General features: G+C 59.7%; 18 protein-coding genes. 12 read left to right on the forward strand and 6 right to left on the reverse strand.

Going from position 1 to position 18,421, the window contains the following annotated elements; all coding sequences use genetic code 11:
* Positions 1-124: 124 nt before the first annotated feature.
* Together B3Z17_RS15700 and ctlX are read right to left on the reverse strand one after the other, a co-directional pair.
* Positions 125-1,180, reverse strand: a complete 1,056-nt coding sequence (locus tag B3Z17_RS15700) for a hypothetical protein (RefSeq protein WP_286830839.1) — start codon at positions 1,178-1,180, stop codon at positions 125-127.
* 80 nt (positions 1,181-1,260) lie between these two features.
* Positions 1,261-2,184: a citrulline utilization hydrolase CtlX gene (gene ctlX / locus B3Z17_RS15705; protein WP_286830743.1), complete on the reverse strand. Its 924-nt coding sequence runs from the start codon at positions 2,182-2,184 to the stop codon at positions 1,261-1,263.
* Positions 2,185-2,355: 171 nt separating this feature from the next.
* On the opposite strand from ctlX, the gene B3Z17_RS15710 reads away from it, so the two are divergent.
* The 4 genes from B3Z17_RS15710 (at position 2,356) to B3Z17_RS15725 (ending at position 5,917) form a co-directional block, all read left to right on the forward strand.
* The gene (locus B3Z17_RS15710) at positions 2,356-2,850 is read left to right on the forward strand and encodes an Lrp/AsnC family transcriptional regulator (RefSeq protein ID WP_286830744.1); all 495 of its coding nucleotides are present in this window, start codon (positions 2,356-2,358) and stop codon (positions 2,848-2,850) included.
* 139 nt (positions 2,851-2,989) lie between these two features.
* Complete coding sequence (locus tag B3Z17_RS15715; protein ID WP_286830745.1) at positions 2,990-3,967, forward strand: arginine N-succinyltransferase; 978 nt, start codon at positions 2,990-2,992, stop codon at positions 3,965-3,967.
* 92 nt (positions 3,968-4,059) lie between these two features.
* Positions 4,060-5,010 (forward strand): hypothetical protein, encoded by a 951-nt coding sequence (locus B3Z17_RS15720; RefSeq protein ID WP_286830746.1) that lies wholly within the window; start codon positions 4,060-4,062, stop codon positions 5,008-5,010.
* A 124-nt stretch (positions 5,011-5,134) separates the two neighbouring features.
* Positions 5,135-5,917, forward strand: coding sequence for a hypothetical protein (locus B3Z17_RS15725; protein ID WP_286830747.1), 783 nt, complete (start codon positions 5,135-5,137; stop codon positions 5,915-5,917).
* Positions 5,918-5,924: 7 nt separating this feature from the next.
* Here the strand turns inward: B3Z17_RS15725 and B3Z17_RS15730 are convergent, their stop codons facing one another.
* Positions 5,925-7,694 carry a pyridoxal phosphate-dependent decarboxylase family protein gene (locus B3Z17_RS15730; protein ID WP_068307690.1) on the reverse strand — a complete coding sequence of 590 codons (1,770 nt, stop codon included), beginning with the start codon at positions 7,692-7,694 and terminating at the stop codon, positions 5,925-5,927.
* 153 nt (positions 7,695-7,847) lie between these two features.
* Between B3Z17_RS15730 and B3Z17_RS15735 the strand changes: the two genes are divergently transcribed.
* From B3Z17_RS15735 to B3Z17_RS15750, 4 genes are all read left to right on the forward strand, one after another.
* Positions 7,848-8,420 (forward strand): helix-turn-helix domain-containing protein, encoded by a 573-nt coding sequence (locus tag B3Z17_RS15735; RefSeq protein WP_286830748.1) that lies wholly within the window; start codon positions 7,848-7,850, stop codon positions 8,418-8,420.
* Between the two features lie 207 nt (positions 8,421-8,627).
* Positions 8,628-9,824: a glycine C-acetyltransferase gene (locus tag B3Z17_RS15740; protein WP_286830749.1), complete on the forward strand. Its 1,197-nt coding sequence runs from the start codon at positions 8,628-8,630 to the stop codon at positions 9,822-9,824.
* A gap of 42 nt (positions 9,825-9,866) precedes the next feature.
* Positions 9,867-10,895 (forward strand): L-threonine 3-dehydrogenase, encoded by a 1,029-nt coding sequence (tdh, locus tag B3Z17_RS15745; protein ID WP_286830750.1) that lies wholly within the window; start codon positions 9,867-9,869, stop codon positions 10,893-10,895.
* Positions 10,896-11,132: 237 nt separating this feature from the next.
* Positions 11,133-12,524, forward strand: a complete 1,392-nt coding sequence (locus B3Z17_RS15750) for an amidohydrolase family protein (RefSeq protein ID WP_286830751.1) — start codon at positions 11,133-11,135, stop codon at positions 12,522-12,524.
* Here B3Z17_RS15750 and trmB read toward each other — a convergent pair.
* Positions 12,514-13,185, reverse strand: coding sequence for a tRNA (guanine(46)-N(7))-methyltransferase TrmB (gene trmB / locus B3Z17_RS15755; RefSeq protein ID WP_286830752.1), 672 nt, complete (start codon positions 13,183-13,185; stop codon positions 12,514-12,516). The genes B3Z17_RS15750 and trmB overlap by 11 nt on opposite strands.
* Before the next feature lie 408 nt (positions 13,186-13,593).
* On the opposite strand from trmB, the gene B3Z17_RS15760 reads away from it, so the two are divergent.
* Positions 13,594-14,205: a transglutaminase-like cysteine peptidase gene (locus B3Z17_RS15760; protein WP_286830753.1), complete on the forward strand. Its 612-nt coding sequence runs from the start codon at positions 13,594-13,596 to the stop codon at positions 14,203-14,205.
* 113 nt (positions 14,206-14,318) lie between these two features.
* Here the strand turns inward: B3Z17_RS15760 and B3Z17_RS15765 are convergent, their stop codons facing one another.
* On the reverse strand, positions 14,319-14,789 hold the full coding sequence (locus B3Z17_RS15765; RefSeq protein ID WP_068307709.1) for an aminoacyl-tRNA deacylase: 471 nt from the start codon (positions 14,787-14,789) through the stop codon (positions 14,319-14,321).
* A 224-nt stretch (positions 14,790-15,013) separates the two neighbouring features.
* Between B3Z17_RS15765 and B3Z17_RS15770 the strand changes: the two genes are divergently transcribed.
* From B3Z17_RS15770 to B3Z17_RS15780, 3 genes are read left to right on the forward strand one after another with little or no spacing between them, the layout of a single operon-like run.
* Positions 15,014-15,343 carry a hypothetical protein gene (locus tag B3Z17_RS15770; RefSeq protein ID WP_286830754.1) on the forward strand — a complete coding sequence of 110 codons (330 nt, stop codon included), beginning with the start codon at positions 15,014-15,016 and terminating at the stop codon, positions 15,341-15,343.
* 15 nt (positions 15,344-15,358) lie between these two features.
* A complete protein-coding gene (locus tag B3Z17_RS15775; protein WP_286830755.1) occupies positions 15,359-15,724 on the forward strand; it encodes a hypothetical protein in 366 nt (121 codons plus the stop codon).
* Positions 15,721-16,632: a DNA/RNA non-specific endonuclease gene (locus tag B3Z17_RS15780; protein ID WP_286830756.1), complete on the forward strand. Its 912-nt coding sequence runs from the start codon at positions 15,721-15,723 to the stop codon at positions 16,630-16,632. The genes B3Z17_RS15775 and B3Z17_RS15780 overlap by 4 nt, the downstream gene beginning before the upstream one ends.
* 71 nt (positions 16,633-16,703) lie before the next feature.
* Here B3Z17_RS15780 and B3Z17_RS15785 read toward each other — a convergent pair whose 3' ends face one another.
* Complete coding sequence (locus B3Z17_RS15785; protein ID WP_286830757.1) at positions 16,704-18,380, reverse strand: amidohydrolase; 1,677 nt, start codon at positions 18,378-18,380, stop codon at positions 16,704-16,706.
* Between the last annotated feature and the right edge of the window lie 41 nt (positions 18,381-18,421).

The raw sequence follows: 18,421 nt of genomic DNA on the forward strand, positions 1-18,421 counted from the left end.
TCTCCCATACTCTACGGTCACCGGGCGACGGCGTGTTCCAAGCGTCGTGCCCGTGAGACAAAATATAAGAGGGATCAGCCCAAATTACCCTGCGACAAGCCGCCCCTGCGACAGTTTGGCAACCCTACAAGCTGCAATCGAGGATGAAGGGTTCGAACACGCTGCCGATCAGCATGCGGCGTTCATAGGGAGTTGCGACGCTGGAGCCGGACATAGGGTTGCCGTCACTCAGGTATATTTCCTGAACGTCGACGCCGCCGTCCGCGAGCGTGACACGCAAAACCTGGCTGGGCGAGCGGTTACTGGCGTCCTTTGCGTGCGAGACGAACTTGAGCGTCTGGGGGTGCGCGCCAATCCACAGGTTGCCGTCGGTGTCCCACTCCAGGTTATCAAGCGCGGTGCCCAGATTGTCTTCCGCCACCAGGTCGAGGTCCATCGCCGTGTCGCCCGGCTTATACTTCAGAAGCCGTCTGCCCGTCGTTTCCGCCACATACAGGTGCACGCCGTCCCACTGGATGCCGTTCGGGTACACCAGGCCGCCCTCGACCCTGCGCATGCCGTTTGCGTCACCGTATGCAATACCGCCGCGCGACAGTCGAAGGTAGCTTTCCAGGCTGCGCCCCAGCTTGGTTTCGCTGCCCTTGTCGATGCTGGCATAGAAACTGTCAGGCCCCGTGGCCACCACATCATTGAGGCTGTAGGGGCCATCTGTTTTGACTGTACGGATATGATTGAGGCGCGCGGGGCCGATTTCGAAAATCTCGACCTGGCTCAAGGGCATGCCGCCCGCGTCCGGGCTGTTGGGGTGGTTGATCACCATCAGCCGGTCGGGGCCCGTCGCGTCCAGCCACAGGGCGATGCCGTGGGGGTGGAACTGGCCTTCGAAATCGTGCGGCATCGGCAGCGGGGTCGCGAGGCTGCCGGGGCGGTAAAGATAAATCTCGCCGTCCGCCGCGCCGGTTGCGGCCCAGGCCCGCCTGTCGTGGGAGGAAAGGTAAGCAAAGCCGGAATCGGGGTCGATGGTGATATCCTCAACGCCCACAACGCCGGTGACCGCGTCGCAGGTGCCGTGATAGTGCGGCTTGATCTCGCGGAAGGTGCCCGCGTCCATCAGCGTGTCCATCACAAAGCCGACCACTGCGGCGGCAACCAGGCCGCTACCAATCAGAGTTTTCTTCATCACCAGTCATTCTCCCCATCCGTTCAGATGGGTAGCACAACCGATTTCAGCGCTGATTGCAAAGGGAAATTCCGCCCCGCCTAGCCCTTCGGCTTCAGGTGAATGCCCGCCAGCATGCAGCGCGCGCTGCCGCCGGCTTTCTCGATCGTCGGCACATGCAGCGGCAGCAGCGGCATCTCGGCCTCAATGAGGGCGATCTGGTCTGCGGTCAGGCATGCATGCGCGGTGTCAGACAGCACGAGCAGGAGGCCCTTGTCCGTGCGCACCTCAAGGGCGTTGCCGGCAAACTGCGCGATCTGGTCGGCGCTGAGGTCAATCAGCGTGCGGCCCGACGCCTTCAACCGGTCTTCAATTTCCTGCCGCTTGTCCGTCCCCACGATGGTTGAGAGGCCCACCAGCGCCAGCTTGGTGCCGACATTCATCATCACATTGGTGTGGTAAATGGCGTTGCCGTCCGGGCCACGGGTTTCAAACATCACCGGGTCATAGCCGAAATCGCCGCAGAAGCGCGTCACCAGCGTCTCGTCCGCCCGGTGCGAAAGGGACACATAGGCCGTCATATTGGCGTGGTCGAGCACCATGGCGCCCGTGCCCTCAAGATATTTTTCGGCATATTCGAACGACGAATAGTCAATCACGCCCGACACGTCATAGGTTTCGCGCAGGAAATCGATGATGTCATCGCGGCGCTCCGCCCGGCGGGACGGGGCATACATGGGGTAGAGGACCACGCGCCCGTCCGGGTGGGTGGAAAACCAGTTGTTGGGGAACACGCTGTCCGGGGTCTCGGTCCCCCTGTCCTCAAACAGATGGACGGTCACCCCCGCGCTTCGCAGCGCCTCCACCGCGGCCTGCACTTCGTCGAACGCGCGCTTCTCGGTGCGTTCGCGGTTGCCGCCTTCTTCCTGGAAGGCATTGTCCGCCGCTGTTTCCTCATTGGGGTAAAAGTGGTGGGGCTGCACCATCACCACTGCGTGGGGTGCCTGCCTGCTTGTCTGCTTCATGATCCCTTGTCCCTCGGGCTTATGTTCGTGAGCCTATTTGAGCATAAAAAACGCCGAAAGAATGGCGGAATATTATTTGGTGACCGCATCTTGTGCGGCGAAAGGGGGCAAGTTCCGACAAAAAATTGGGCCCGCGCGTGCTACATATAAAGCATGGGGAAGGGACGTGGGATGACAACAGAAGCCTTCAAGATAGACAAGATCAACCGCCGCATCCTTGAGGTGCTGCAACTGGACGCGCGCATTTCCAATATCGCGCTGGCGGACGCGGTGCATCTTTCCCCCAGCGCCTGCCTTGAGCGCGTCAAGAAGCTGGAACAGCAGGGCTTCATCACCCGCTATCTGGGCGAAATTGCCGTCACGAAAATCGCACCGCTTCTGGAGAGCTATGCCGAGGTGACGCTGTCAAACCACCGGCCGGAGGACTTCCGGCAGTTCCATGCCGCAGTGAAGATGGAGAAGGCCATTGTCCAGTGCCACAAGGTCAGCGGGCGGTATGATTATCTGATCCGCATCGCGGTCAGGGACATGGCGGCGCTCAGTCGCCTCACCGACCGGCTTCTGGGTGCCGGGATCGGCATCGCCAAGTTCACGACCGTGCCTATTATCGAGAACCCTAAGCCCTTTGGCGGCTATCCGCTCGAAGAGCTTCTGGACGGCGCCTGACGGCCACCGAACAAAATTCGGCCAGGCTCAGAATTTCAGGAAATCCTGAGCCCAGAGACGGCATCTTCGCCACCAAATTCGGCCCCGCCCAGGCCATAGTGAACAGGTAACGCAACACTGCCACCAGGACATGAAACACATGATTATTCGCCCCGCCCGAAAAACAGACACTGACAAGCTGATGGCCCTCGCCGCCAAGGCTGGCCAGGGCATGACCACGCTGCCCAAGGACGAAGCCGCCTGGCACGAGCGTATCGATGCGTCGCTCACCTCTTTCGCGCGGCCTCTGGATGACCTGACGGCGGAAACCTACCTTCTGGTGATGGAAGAAGCGGACGGCACGCTGTCGGGCGTCAGCGCCATCTATACCAATCTGGGGCACGGCCAGCCCTTCTATAGCTACCGGCTGTCGAAGCATGCGGCGCGCGCGCCCGAGATCGGCGTGCGCTGTGAGGCCAGCGTGCTGTCGCTGGTGAATGATTTTCATGGCTATGCCGAAATTGGCACCCTGTTCCTGGACCCGGCCATCCGGGGCGGCGGGCGCGGCACGCTCCTCTCCTACAGCCGCTTTATGCTGATGGCGGCCCAGCGCGAACGCTTCGGTCCGCAGGTGATGGCGGAAATGCGCGGCTGGACAGACGCGGACGGCCGCTCGCCCTTCTGGGAAGCCGTGGGCCGCAAGTTCTTCAAGCTGGATTTCGCCGAAGCCGACGCGCGCTCGGGTGTCTCCAACCGCTTTATCGCGGACCTGATGCCCAAGGTGCCCATCTATACCGAATTGCTGCCCGATGAAGCGCAGAAGGTGATTGGCCTGACCCACGACAAGACCCGCCCTGCCCGCGCGCTTCTCGAAAAGCAGGGCTTCCGCTTCCGCAACCAGGTGGATGTGTTCGACGCCGGGCCGTGCATGGAAGCAGACCTTGAAAACATCCCGCTCATCCGTGGCGCACGGGCCTGCACGGTAGGCGACCTGACGGACGCAGAGCTGGGCACCCGCGCGCTGATCGCCCGCACAGACGATGATTTCCGCGTCACCCAGGCCCCCGTTGGTCGCGACGCGCTCACCGAAGTGCTGGACCTCAGCACAGACACGCCCCTGCTGTTCAGTCCCTTATAGACACGCCTGTTTTTTTAGCTGGTTTTTGCCGTCGGACCTGATCAATATGCGGGTCCCTGTTTCAGGGGCACTGCGTTAGACCGGGGGTAACCATGCAGAAATTATTGATCATCCTGACGTTGATTTTCAGCACGAGCGCGGCGTGCGTCGCCGACGCAGAGGCAGAAGCGGAATGGATCACATTGCCGTTCGCACCCGCCGTTGGCGATACCGTCAGGTATCAAATTCGAAAGCAGGACATTGCGGAAGGTGCCAAGGCGCACACCAAACCTGTGGGGCTGACCGACGTTTCCATTCAGTATCTCGGGGAAAAGCCGGATGGCCATGTATACCTGCTGACCTACGACCGCATTCGCCCGGAAGACCCGGAACTGGCCAAGATACCAGCTATTCAACAGATGCTTGGCATGTTTGAGGGCATCAGCCTTGAGTATCTCGCTGACGAAACCGGCACACCGCTTGCGATCAGGGATATGGACCATGTACGCAAATGGCTCCTTGGCCCCGCACTGGAGGTGTTGACCAAGCACGAAACAAGCGAGGACAAATCACAAGGCATCAGGAGCTTCTTCATGAACCTCGGGCCGGAACAGGCTGCCGAGATGTTACTGAAAGATATAACGCCAATCTTTTCGGTAACCGGCATTGACCTGCTGGTAGACGAACCACTGGAGGCAGAAGGCACTGTACCCTGGCACATGACAGGTACGGAACTTGCCATAACCGGTCAATCAACGATTATTGCCATGACAGATGATTTGCTCACACTGGAAATCCGGCAGGGATATTCCCGCGAAAGCGTCCTGGCGGGGGTTGAAGCGTTGGCCAAAAGGGTACTACCAGACATGCCCCCGGAAAAGACAGAGGAAATGCAGGCGCAACTGCAGGCACTGAAGTCATTTGACGTTCGCCAATCCATTGACGCCACCGTATCTCGATCCAGTGGCTGGCCACTTGAAGTAAAAGCGATCTCTGAAACGGATATGGGGATGGCCAAGCGGACAATCACTCAAGAAATCAAGCAATTGGAAGCGACAGAATAGCATCAGCTGGACAGCGCACAGTCAGTACCGGACTCGAGACAATCCTTGAAAGCTCCAACCCGATAACCGCTTATTAACAAGCGCGCTTTATCCTTGGGACCCGGGTGGTCTGAAGGAAAGTGTTTTGCGTATCCTATTGAAGTTTCTCAGCCTGATTGCCTGTGCGCTGTGTACAGTGCCGACCTTTGCCGACACGCCAAGGCCTGTGATCACCATTGCGGCACAGGAAATGCCAGACCTGCTGAAAGCCGGGGCTGACCTGCCGTACAACAAGCTAATGGAACTGTTATTGGACGGCGCCCCGGCGGACCTGACCATCACCATCTACCCCGGTCAGCGTGGCGTGATGCAATGGGTACGGCAGGAAAGCCAGTGCCTGTTCGGCAACATCACCCTGCCGGGCGGCAAGCGCATTCCCCATTCCGTTCTGTCTGAGGAAGAATTCAGCAACCTGATACTCGCCGGCCCCTTCAACCGCATTGCAGTACATATGTTTGCACTTCATGAAATCCCGCCCACGGACGCCCGCACCATCGGCGCCCAACTGGTGGCCGTGGACACCATCGCCCACACCGACACCTCGCTTTATGCCCCGGCGCTGAGACGACTGAAGTACGCCAAGGTACCGTCGACCCTGGAAGCCTTCCGCCTGCTCGAGCAAGGCCGCGTGCAGATGGTGCTGGCATACGGTATTGATGCGGCACTGGCGCTTGACAAACTCAAGATTGCAGCAGACGTGCGCTATGACCCATCAGCCCCCATCCTGGAGTTCGAGGAAAACCTGGCCTGCTGGAAAAGCCCCGAGACCGAGGCACTGGTCACCCATGTGCAGAAGCGGATTTCCAACACCCGAAAAAGCGGCGCACTGGCCCGGCATTTCCCCCAAATACCGGGCGACCGCCCCTGAGGTCAGCTCACGCTGCCCTTGCCGGGTGGAACCAGTCCTTGAGATGCGCGATGATATCTGTCGTCAGCCTGTCGGCGACCGCCTCTTCCCGCCAGAAGGGGTTCATGAACACACAGCGGATCAGCACCAGCCGGTCATCATCCATCTTGCCGCCAAAAGTTTTCACGTGGCGTTCAATCACCTTGCTGTGCGCCTTCCCTGACAGCGTGGTTTTCGAGACCGAAAAATCGGCGCAGGCCACGAAGCGGTCGAATACGGCTTCGGTCGCGGCATTGGCGGCCTTCAGGCTCATGCCCTCTTCCGCCAGCGAATAACACAGGATGTTGGTCTCGCTGGGGCTCAAGGGGCGCACGAACGGCAGCTCGGCCACTATGCGTTTCCGGAACGCGCGGCAGGCCAGGATCGTCTCAGCGATCACGCCGCCAAGGCCCGAGGTGTCGAAGCCCATGGTTTTGCCCGTCAGCCAGGTGGCCGCCGCACCCGCGGCCGAGCGCGAGCCCTCCAGGGTGGTCGACCATTTGTCCGGCACTTCCAGCTGGCGCTCCAGATACGGCGCCTTGAAGCTCGAAACCGCATAGGCTTGCTCATCCCGCGTGATGATGGCGCCGCAGCTGTAGGGCACATAGCCCAGCTTGTGCGGGTCGATGGTCACGGAATGCGCCTCTCCGATCGCCGACAGCGCGGCACTGTTGGAGACGCTCAGCACCGTTGAAGGCTTGCCGCGCAAGAGACTACAGAGGAAGCCACCATAGGCCGCGTCCACATGGTGCCAGATATCCCAGCCATGCCGGCGATTGGCCCCGTTCAGGATGCCCTGCACCTGATCTACCGGGTCAATCTCGCCCGTTTCCGTGGTGCCCGCCACGGAAACCACCATGCTGATCGGGCGGGCTTCCTTGTGGGCCCGGTCAATCAGCGCCTCAAGTGCCGCCACATCCATTTTGCCCAGCGCGTCCAGCGGCACGGGCCAGAAGGCATCTTCGCCATAGCCGAAAATATTGGTCGCCTTGGTCCAGGAGAAATGCTTGTTCTCGGGCACCAGCATAACAGGCCCGCGATAGGGCTGCCCGAATGCTTGCGTCATGCGCTCGCCAAAGGCGTACGGATTTGTCGCCACGCCACTGTAGCCGCGCAGGTCATCCAGCACCACGTCATGTGCATCCAAAAGCTCGGCAAAGCGTTTCCAGCCCATGTGGGCACCCGCGAACAGGTCAAGCGTCACCCCGCGTTCTTCCGCCAGATACAGCAGCAGGCTGAGCCAGTGATCCTGCCGGAAACGCGCGCGCCAGACAGCCTCGAAATTCGCGACCGTGCCGCCACCGGTGATATGGCCCGTGGCGCGCTCGGGGTCGAACCCCAGCATTTCGGCGAGCATGGCAATCACCTCCACCTCGATCCTGGAGCCGATCTTCGACGAGTCGCGGCTGGTGTTGTTGGGGTTGTGCAGGATCATCGCGAAATGGCCCATCAGCGCAGGCAGCGTCAGCTCCGACACCATATGGCCGATATAGCGCGGCGTGAATTTGGGCACCTCACCGTCCAGAAGGTCGGTCAGATCCTCAAGCCCCGCGATGATCCGCTCCCGCGCTTCAAGGTAAGCTGGCGTACGGCGCTCAGCTTTTTCGGAAACCGGGACGTCAGTGGGGAACAGGTCCTTCCGCCACTGGAACCAATGCTCCAGTATCGACTGGAACTCGGAACGCACCCAGGTTTCGTTCTCAGCCTTGGGGCCAAGGAAATAGGCCTTATAGGCCTCGGTCGAGTGATCCGCTGTCATCCTAATTCTTCCTGATCGGTTTTCGGAACGCTCTCATTCCTTAGCGGCAAATGCACCACCGCCGTTTGACAGAGATCAAGCGCCGGCACATTTCCCGCTGGATCAAGCGAAAAAATTCAATATAGTGAACAAAAGGTCGATAAGGACAAGATCATGACACGCAACTCCCCGCCCGATGTGGGCCAGAAAATCAAGGCGCTGAGAAGCCGCGAGAAGCTGACACTCGACGGGCTTGCCAAACGGTCGGGCGTGTCCAAATCCATGCTGTCGCAGATCGAACGAGGCCTGACGAACCCGACGCTCGGGACGCTGTGGAGCCTGACCCAATCGCTGGGGATTGACCTTGCGAGTCTCCTGGATACGCCGCAGGAAGAAGAAACCAGCGCCCCCGAAATCGAAGTGGTAAAAGCCTACCAGACGCCAGAGATACAAAGCGCTGACGGCAAATGTACACTGCGCATCCTGGGGCCCATTGACCTGGTCAGCAAGACAGAATGGTATGATATGCGGCTGGAGGCCGAAGGCTGCCTCGAATCAGAAGGGCACGCCAGCGGCACCACAGAGCATCTGACGGTGCTTGAAGGTGCGCTGAGCGTCCGCATCGGCGCCTGCGTGCAGCATTTTGAAGCGGGCGACACGGCACGCTACCAGGCCGACGTGCCGCACTTTATTGAAAATAAAGGGCAAACACCCGCGCGCGCCCTGATGCTGGTATTGGCGCCCTGAAAGCGCAGTATCACGGAATATATTGGCTATTGACCAATATATTGAACAGTGTATCTAGTATATCGAATTTTGACGAGCGACATAAGAGCCGTCACCCTGAACTCGTTTCAGGGTCCATTGGCTAGTCCGTTGGAGACGACATTAAGTTGAGACATGGATGCTGAAACAAGTTCAGCATGACGAGTGTACTTCAGAAGGGAATTGGGCATGACTGATCGCTATACAGCGTATCTTCAGGAACAGTTGGCAGACGTGAAAGAGGCGGGCCTTTATAAGAAAGAGCGAGTCATCACCACGCCGCAGCAGGCTAGCGTGCATGTTGAAGGCAGTGGCGACACAGACTTCATCAACTTCTGCGCCAACAATTACCTCGGCCTGTCGAATGACCATATCCTGGTGGACACCGCCAAGAAGGCGCTGGATGACCACGGCTACGGCATGTCGTCCGTGCGCTTCATCTGCGGCACGCAGGATGTCCACAAGGCGCTTGAAGGCAAGCTCTCGAAATTCCTCAAGATGGAAGATGTCATTCTCTACCCAAGCTGTTTCGACGCCAATGCTGGCCTTTTCGAGACGCTTCTTGGGCCAGAGGACGCGATCATCTCCGACGCGCTCAACCATGCCTCCATCATTGATGGTGTGCGGCTTTGCAAGGCCAAGCGCTTCCGCTATGCCAACAATGACATGGCCGAGCTGGAGCAGTGCCTGAAGGACGCGCAGGACGCGCGCTTCCGCCTGATCGCCACCGACGGTGTCTTCTCGATGGACGGCATATTGGCGAACCTGCCCGCCATCTGTGACCTGGCCGAAAAATACGACGCCATGGTGATGGTGGACGACAGCCACGCTGTTGGTTTCATCGGCGAAACCGGCGCCGGCACGCCCGAGCATTTCGGCGTGCAAGACCGGGTGCATATCATCACTGGTACGCTCGGCAAGGCGCTCGGCGGCGCGTCGGGCGGCTATACGGCGGCATCCGCCGAGATCGTCGACTGGCTGCGCCAACGCTCGCGCCCTTACCTGTTCTCCAACACGCTGGCGCCGGTGATTGCGGCAACCTCGATCAAGGTTCTTGAAATCCTAGAGGAAGGGTCTCAGCTGCGCGACCGGGTGCACGCCAACTCCAAGCGTTTCCGTGACGGCATGGAAAAACTGGGCTTCACGCTCGCGGGCGCCGACCACCCGATCATCCCAGTGATGCTGGGCGACGCCAAGCTGGCCGCCGAGATGGCCGACAAGCTTCTGGGTGAAGGCATCTTCGTGATCGGCTTCTCCTTCCCGGTGGTACCGAAGGGACAGGCCCGCATCCGCACCCAGATGTCTGCCGGCCACACGCCAGAGCAGATCGACCGCGCCGTTGAAGCCTTTGGCAAGATCGGCCGCGAACTGGGCATTATCAGCTAAGACAACAGACCGAATATTCGGGCACATGTGAGGGACAAAATCATGAAAGCGCTCGTCAAAGCAAAAGCCGAAACCGGCATCTGGATGGAAGACGTGCCAATGCCGGAAGTCGGCCACAATGACGTTCTGGTGAAGGTAAAGAAAACCGCCATCTGCGGCACCGACGTGCATATCTATAAATGGGACCAATGGGCATCCCAGACCATTCCGGTAGGCATGCATGTGGGCCACGAATTCGCAGGCGAGATTGTTGAGCTCGGATCGGAGGTCAAGGGCCTCCAGATCGGCCAGCGCGTCTCGGCCGAAGGCCACATCACGTGCGGTCACTGCCGCAACTGCCGTGCCGGCCAGCGCCACCTGTGTAGGAACACCGAAGGCATCGGCGTCAACCGCCCGGGTGCGTTCGCGGAATATATCTCGGTCCCCGCCGTGAACATCTGCCCACTGCCTGAAGGCGTGTCGGATGAGCTGGGCGCGATCCTCGATCCGCTTGGCAACGCAACCCACACAGCGCTTTCGTTCGACCTGGTGGGCGAAGACGTGCTGATCACCGGCGCAGGCCCGATCGGCATCATGGCCGTTGCCATCGCCCGCAAGGTGGGCGCGCGCAATATCGTGATCACGGACGTTAATGACTTCCGGCTGGATCTGGCACGCCAGATGGGCGCCACCAAGGCCGTGAATGTCACCAAGGACAGCCTCAAGGACACCATGGCCGCACTTCACATGACCGAAGGCTTCGACGTGGGGCTTGAAATGTCAGGCGTGCCGCAGGCGTTCGGCAACATGCTGGAGACCATCAACCACGGCGGCAAGGTCGCGCTTCTGGGCATCCTGCCAGAAGGCTCCGGCATCAACTGGAACCATGTGATCTTCAAGGGCCTTGAAATCCACGGCATCTACGGGCGCCGGATGTTCGAGACCTGGTACAAGATGATCGCCATGCTGGAAAGCGGCCTCGATATGAGCCCGATCCTGACCCACCGCTTTGGCGTGGACGATTTCCAGAAGGGCTTCGACGTGATGTGTTCGGGCCAGTCCGGCAAAGTGATCCTGGATTGGGCAGCTTAAGGGCTGCCTCTTCCGCATACCCTTAGCTTCATTTCCGGCGAACCGCGCCACCGGCAAGGGAAAGAAAACCATCGTGGCGGCATTGATTGGATGTCAACGCCGCCCTATGGGGTGAGCCGCCCGACCGGTTGCGGCACGAACACCCCGACGCGGTCCCCCCATCACATCTGTGTCAGGCCATGGACTTGGCTGGCATCTGTGCCATCTTAAGTTTAGAAAAACATGGGAGGGACACTTATGCTCAAGCATTTCATCAAAGCCGCGCTTGCAGGCGCGCTTCTGGCCGCCGGTGCCCAGGCGGAGCAAACAGCCCTTGTGGGCGGACGCCTGATTGATGGCTTCGGACACCGGCCTATCGCCAACAGCGTTATCCTGATCAACGACGGCGTGGTGGAACGGGTGGGCACCGTGGATACGCTGCCGGTGCCGGACGGCTATACTGTCGTGTCCACGGACGGCATGGACCTGCTGCCCGGCCTGTGGGAAAGCCACGCCCACCTGATGCTGAACGGCCACGCCGATTATGAGCATTGGGACAAGGCCTATATCAACCGGCTGGCCGACGAGATCATGCCCGCGAGTGCCGCGCAGCTGTTGCTGGCTGGTGTGACATCCGCGCGGGACCTCGGCGCGCCGCTCGACGCTTCCGTTTCCGTCAAGGCCCGGATCAATGCTGGCGAGACGCCCGGTCCGCGGCTGTTCACATCCGGCCCCTTCCTGCAGGACGAGCCCTACCCCGGCACCGAAGCCTTCCGCTGGGGCGTGAAAACCGTTGCTGAGGCAAAGAAGAAGGTGAAAACGCTGGCCGACGCCGGCATGGAAATCGTCAAGCTGATCGACCAGGACAAGATGCCGCTCGCCGTCGCCCAGACGATTGTCGATGAAGCGCACCGGTACGGCATGAAGGTGGTGGCCCATTCGCACCGCCCGAACGAGATCCGCCGCGGGCTTGAGATCGGCGTCGACAATTTCGAACATACGGGCCTCACGACCGCCCCCGAATATCCGGCGGATGTGGTGGAAAAGCTGAAAGAGCGCACCGCCACCGGGCGTGTGGCGGGTGGGCCCTTATACTGGACACCCACTGTAGAAGGCCTGTGGAACTTCCAGCATACGGTCGACAACCCGGAAAAACTGGACAGCAACTGCTGGCATCGCGGCCTGAAAGCCGACACCATCGCAGACATTAAAGGGTCCATCCAGAACCCCGGCCAGCTTGGCTACACCCAGCTGACGCCGCTCCGCCGCCCGACACTCAAGCGCAAGATTGCCCAGCTCAGGGAAACGGGCCTCGTGTTCCTTGTGGGCACCGACAGCGGCATCCCGATGAAATTCCACTGCCAGAGTACCTGGAACGAAATGGACGTGTGGGTGAATGTGATGGACATTGCGCCCATGGACACCATCCGCGCGGCCACCTATTGGCCCGCCGTGATGATGGGGGTGTCTGATAAACAGGGCACTATATCAGCAGGCAAATATGCCGATATCATCGGGGTGAAAGGCGACGTGCTCAGGCACATCAACCTGCTGTCCCGCGTTGATTTCGTTATGAAAGACGGCACTGTCTATAAATATGACGGGCAGGTAAATGAGGCTGCCATGGGGCCCATGGCGCTTAAAGACTGACCTTCGAGAGATCAGCGGTCAGCCGGTAAAGGGGCTGGCCGCTGTCACGGTATTTGCGTTCGAACGCGGTCAGCGGCTCAGGCGCGTCAAATGCCGCTACCTCGCCCGTGTGGCCCGCCACCTCGAGCGCCACGGCAAATTCCTCCAGATACAGCCGCCAGTTCGAGCGCATCTCGAACACGCCGCCCAGCTTGAGCATATCGGGGAACACGGGCGAGGCGTGCCAACGACGCTTCAGGTGCACTGATTTCGGGTATGGGTTCGGGTAAAGCACATAATGCCGCGCCAGGCGCCAGCCAGCCGCCACCGCCAGGCGGTAGAAATCCGTCAGATCGGCCCGCATCAGCACCAGATTGTCTCGAAACAAGGTGGGACGTTCGCGCATGATCCGGCTTTCAGACTTGTCGATGCCAACCACCCAGTGATCTTCATACTGTGCCGCCAGAGCCCGGCTGCTGTCACCCGCACCGCAACAGGCATCCAGGATAAGCGGGCGCTTCGGCGCATCATCCAGCCGGGCGCAGACCGCATCAAAGGCCCGGCGTGTATGATCGGCCACCGGCTTCCTGAATTCTGATTCGAGGTGCTTTTTCACCACGGAAACCAGATTTTCATGAACATCCGACTGGTTGCTGATAATTTTTTTTGAGGCCGATTTCATGCTTTGCCCAATGCGCCTTTCACTCAGAACCGGCGCAAAGTAGCAAAAACAAGTCGCAGTTTCCAACAAGCAAATGCTGCATAAGCCGCATTAAACACTCAGGATTTCACAGCGCAGAAAAATTTACCGATATTTTCTGTTTATTTGCAGCAAAGACCATGAAAGCCCTGAAAAATCATCCATTTTTTACGCTATTTTTCGCTAAAATCGGACAAAATATTGCGACGAACACGCATTTGGCAGAGTTTCTGTATCGAATTATTTGCGATTCTTTCAGGCACTGCCCACCAAGGCAGTAGGAAATCGCAGACCGGGACACATTCATGACCCCCGGACTTCCATCAGGCAAAAGAACTTAAGCCGGCTTACCGGCGATGGACAAACTGTTGTTTGATAGGATGAAGTATCGTGTTCAAAAAGCTGCTTATTCTTTGTTTTGCACTTCCCCTGGCTGCCTGCATGGGCGCCGGCGAAGGCTTTGGCCCAATTGCTTCAACGAATGCTCTGGCACCAAACACCGCCATGCCCACTGGCGAGAAAACCGCTACCCCGATTGCTTTTGCCGAGTTTTGCGTGCGCAACCCACAGGAATGCAAACTGCCGGCGACAGAAGACATGCTGGCGGAAATCGCCACAGCGCAGGCCGAAACCAAAGCGCTGGTGATCCCTGAAGAAGAAAACGGCACTGATGTCTGGCAAAGCCGGACCGATGTTGGCCCTGGCGACTGTGAAGATTTTGCGCTGACCATGCGCCGTATCCTGCGTGGCCGTTACCCTGAATATAGCGGGTCGTTCCTGATCGCCACCGCCTATACGGAAGAAAACCAGTATCATGCGGTGCTGACGATCGAGACCTCAGATGGCACCATCGTGTGCGACATCCGCTTCCCTGAATGCGCGCCGTGGGATGCGCTCCCTTACCAGTGGCGTTTGCGGGAAGTGGCGGGCGCCGACTTCTGGCAGGAACTGGGCCCGGTGCGCAACCTGCCGCAAACGGCAACCGCTGCTTCTGGCCGGTAAGGATTTGGCCGGTAAGAAACCGGACGGCAGACAGAATACCCTCAGGCAAACGGGTGGTGCGCGGCAAAGTACCACCCGTTATATTCTTCTGGGTCCCCGGTTTGTCCCTTCAGCTAGTGCGGGCGGGAAATCCGGGCGTGCTCGGAATCCGCCGTCAGCTTGGCAAACGCCTGCCTGTCGATATGCAACAGATTACGGTGGTCACCAGCTTCCAGATACAGCTCGTCCTGGTCGTCGAGGCTCGTGTCGATGATCATGGGCATACCGTATGCGCTGCCGCAAGCCGGTACGGCTCCTGCATCGCAGTCATCGAAAATGCTGCAGGCTTCGGCTTCGGTGGCAAGCCCGAGCCGTTCATGCGCCCGGTGGCTCAGTGTCTGCAGGTCTACATGGTGAGACGCGGGCACCACCGCCATCATATAGCCGTGGTCGGATTTGAGCAGCACACCTTTCGCCATGGCGTTCCCTGAGATATGAGCAGCCTGGGCAATCTTTGATGCAACGACTTCCCTGTCGTGGGGCATGATTTCATAATCAATGCCATTCTTCTCCATAAAGCGCTGGAGACGGGGGGCGATAGACATGATGGTCCTCCATAATGCGGGTCAAATCAGTCCCCATATGGGCATGGAGGTATGGGGGAGCAGATGAGTATAGCACAATCGTGCCCACGCACAGAAGGTTTCCAAAGCCAGCCACAGCCAAACCCGGTCGATGCGGCGATGCAACCAAACGCCAGCCACCTAATCTCTTTATAGTTTTGCGAATAAACTTTTTGCGATACTATTGCGCGCAAGGGGAGAAGATCATGGCACTTCATGATTGGCTGAACTGGGGCCTCCAGATCTGGCTTGCGCTTATGCTCGCGACTGTCGTCGTGAAAATGCTGCAGGGTGATATTGCCCTGACAGACGCCATGTCGCATGAGCATCAGGGCGATTATGCGCCCGAACGGGCCCAGCTGTTCCTCGCCTCCATCGCCGCCGTTGCCTACTACGCCTTCCAGGGCTTTTCGCTGCTGGGGACCGGTGCAACAAGCCTGCCTGACGTGGACGACACGGTGGTCACCTTACTTGCCGGCAGTAATGGCATCTATCTTTTCGGAAAACACACTTATGCCAACAGGCGCCTAGTCTAATAGGGGAGACTTTTCATGGATAGCGCACTCAAAGGGCCGGAACTTATCAGCCTTGTCACCTTCGGGGTTCTCAGCCTCATCCTGCTCGGCTTCGCCGGCACCGTTCTCTATAAAATCTGGGTCGGCAAGATCGACATCACGCAGCTTCTGGTGGGTAAAACCAAAGCCAGCCTGTCCCGGTTCCAGTTCCTGATTTTCACCTTCGTCATCGCCGGGCTTTTCCTGGCGCTGAGCATCGAAGCCGGTACGTTCGTTGATATTCCGGGCAATGTGCTGGTGCTTCTTGGCATCTCCGGCGCGGGCTATGCCATGGGCAAATCCATGTCCAAGCCCCCTAGCTCGACCCCTCCCCCAGCCGAAGTCGACGGAGACCGCAAGTGAGCAGCGCGCGGCTCTTTAAGGGCGGCGCACCCCTTCTGCTGGCCGCCCTGATCGGGGGCGGCCCCGTCTGGGCACAGGACACAGAGACACCTGCCACCGCCCCGGCGGCTGAAGCGGCTGCAGCAACCCCAGCCACCGCACCCGATGCCGAAGCCACTGTCTCGCACGTGGACTGCGACGCCTCTCCCATCATGGCCTGGGCGCCGGAAGACATGGGGGACCTGACGGGCATGATCACCCTGTGCCGCGAAGCCTATGTGGCCCGCTTCAACCCACAAACCCGCAACCCGGACTGGGTGGTGGAGGTCCTGAACCCTGAAAACCTCAAGGGCACGGCCGACCGGGACGACGCCAAGTTTCAGGCGGACCCCGACCTTGTGCGTATGAATGTCGAAACCCGGGCCACGCTGCCGGACTATAAGGGCAGCGGCTTTGACCGCGGGCACCAGGCCCCGGCAGGCGACATGAAGCGCAGCGACGAGGTCATGATGGAAAGCTTTTACCTGACCAACATGGCACCGCAGGTGGGCATCGGCTTCAACCGCGGCGCCTGGCGCAAGCTGGAGAGCGTCGTGCGCAACTGGGCCGCAACCCGCCCAGGCACCAGCCTGATCGTGATTACCGGGCCAATCTATAAAGACGGTGCGGAGAAACGCTTCATGGACAGCTCATCGGGTGAGACCAAGGTGCAGATTCCAGACGCCTTCTACAAGATCGTGTTCGACACCACCAGACGGCGCTCCATCGCCTTTGTGCTTGAGAACAAGAAGCTGGATTTCAACGCCTACAAAGAGTCTCTCACCACGATTCAGGCGATCCAGGACCAGACGGGCTATAATTTCTTCCCGCACTGGTCAGAGCGCGAAGCCACCCTTCAGGAGACCAACGTCGCCAACCTGTGGCGCTGACAGCCAGCACCCGGTAGCGATCTCAGGCGGGAGAGGCACCCCATTGAGGGTGCCTCTTTCTCGTTCCGGGGCTAGTCTTCCGCCCGGTAGCGGTCCACCCCGCCAATGGCGGTCCGGAGCACGCTGACATCCTTGATGGCCACCGGGTCGATGGCGAACAGATTGTCGCTCAGCACCACAAAATCCGCCAGATAGCCGGGCTTAATGAGCCCCAGCTTGTCTTCCTGATAGCCAGCATAAGCATTATTGACCGTATAGGCCCGCAGCGCCTCAAGCACGCTGATCTTCTCATCGGGGATCCAGCCGTCCGGGTTGGCGCCGTCAAGCGTTTGGCGGGTCACGGCAGCATAAATGCCCATGATCGGGTCCAGGGGCGCCACCGGCCAGTCAGACCCGAAGGTCACCCGGCCACCCGCGCGCATCACAGAGCCAATCGCATAAGTACCTTTCAGCCGGTCCTCGCCCAGGCGCTTTACAGCCCAACGGCCATCGTCAATCAGGTGGTACGGGTGCATGGAAGCTGTCACATCCAGCTCACTGAACCGCTTGATGGCGCTTTCGGTCAGGTGCTGGGCATGCTCGATGCGGAAACGCAGGTCCGTGCGGTCCACCCGCGCGGCGACATTCTCGAAAATATCCAACAGTTTGTCGTTGGCCTGAAAACCGATGCCGTGCACCGTCACATGGAGGCCCGCGTGCGCGCCGCCGAACACCCGGTTCTGCAGCTCGTTCATCGACAGAAGCGGAAAGCCGCTGGTCTCGGGCGCGTCGGCATAGGGTTCATACATCCAGGCTGTGGTGGAGCCAAGCGCCCCATCCACAAAGCCCTTCAAGCCGCCCCAGCGCAGCATGTCGTCGCCCCGGCCGTGCTCGGCCACATAGCCCTGCATGCTCTGCCATTCCTCGAGCGGCGTGAAGGCATAGATCCTGAGCGCCAGTTCATCCCTGTCCTTCAGGCGGCGGTAGGTCTCAAGCGAGCGATAATTGTAGGCCATGTCATGAACCTGCGTGACGCCCATTTGGGCGGCATAGGCCATGCCCATTTTAAAGACTTCCTCCATGCGCGCGTCAGACGGCTTGGGCACCGCCTTGTCCATCATGAACATAGCCGCGTCCTTCAGCACGCCCGTGGGGCGGCCATCCGCGTCGCGCACAATCACCCCGCCTTCCGGGTCCGGCGTTGATGCGTCAATACCCGCCAGTTCCAGTGCTTTTGAGTTCGCCAGCACCATATGGCCGTCCAGGCGGTTCACCGATACCGGCACATCGCCTGTCACTTCATCGATCCAGGCGCGGTCGGGCAGCTCCCCGCCCCACAGCTCATGGTCCCAGTTGCCGCCCAGCACCCAGGTGCCCGCAGGCGCCTTGGCTGCAGCCTCTGCGATCCGGCGGGTGAATTCTTCGGGCGTCGCGGCATCCCTGAGCTGTACTTGTGTGAGCGTGAAAGAGCCTTCAAAGAAGTGAACGTGATTGTCGATCAGGCCGGGCACCACGAAAGCGCCCTGAAGGTCAACCACCTCTGTGCCGTCATCGATGTAAGCGGCCATATCGGTGGAAGCACCCACGGCCAAAATTCTGCCGTCCTTGACGGCGAAGGCTTCTGCGTCCACGCCAGCGGCGTCCCCGCCTGTCCAGACCTGGCCGTGGGTGAACACGCGGTCTGCGCTTTCCGTCGCGTCCGGCCCTTGCCCGCAGGCAGCAACCAAAAGAAGCGCGCCAGCTGTAAAAATTGATTTCAATGGATTCATGATATCCTCCCCTTGCCGATATTCAGGCATAGTCCCATCGT

It is taken from the genome of Kordiimonas sp. UBA4487, from assembly GCF_002389025.1.
GTDB classification, from domain to species: Bacteria; Pseudomonadota; Alphaproteobacteria; order Sphingomonadales; family Kordiimonadaceae; genus Kordiimonas; species Kordiimonas lacus.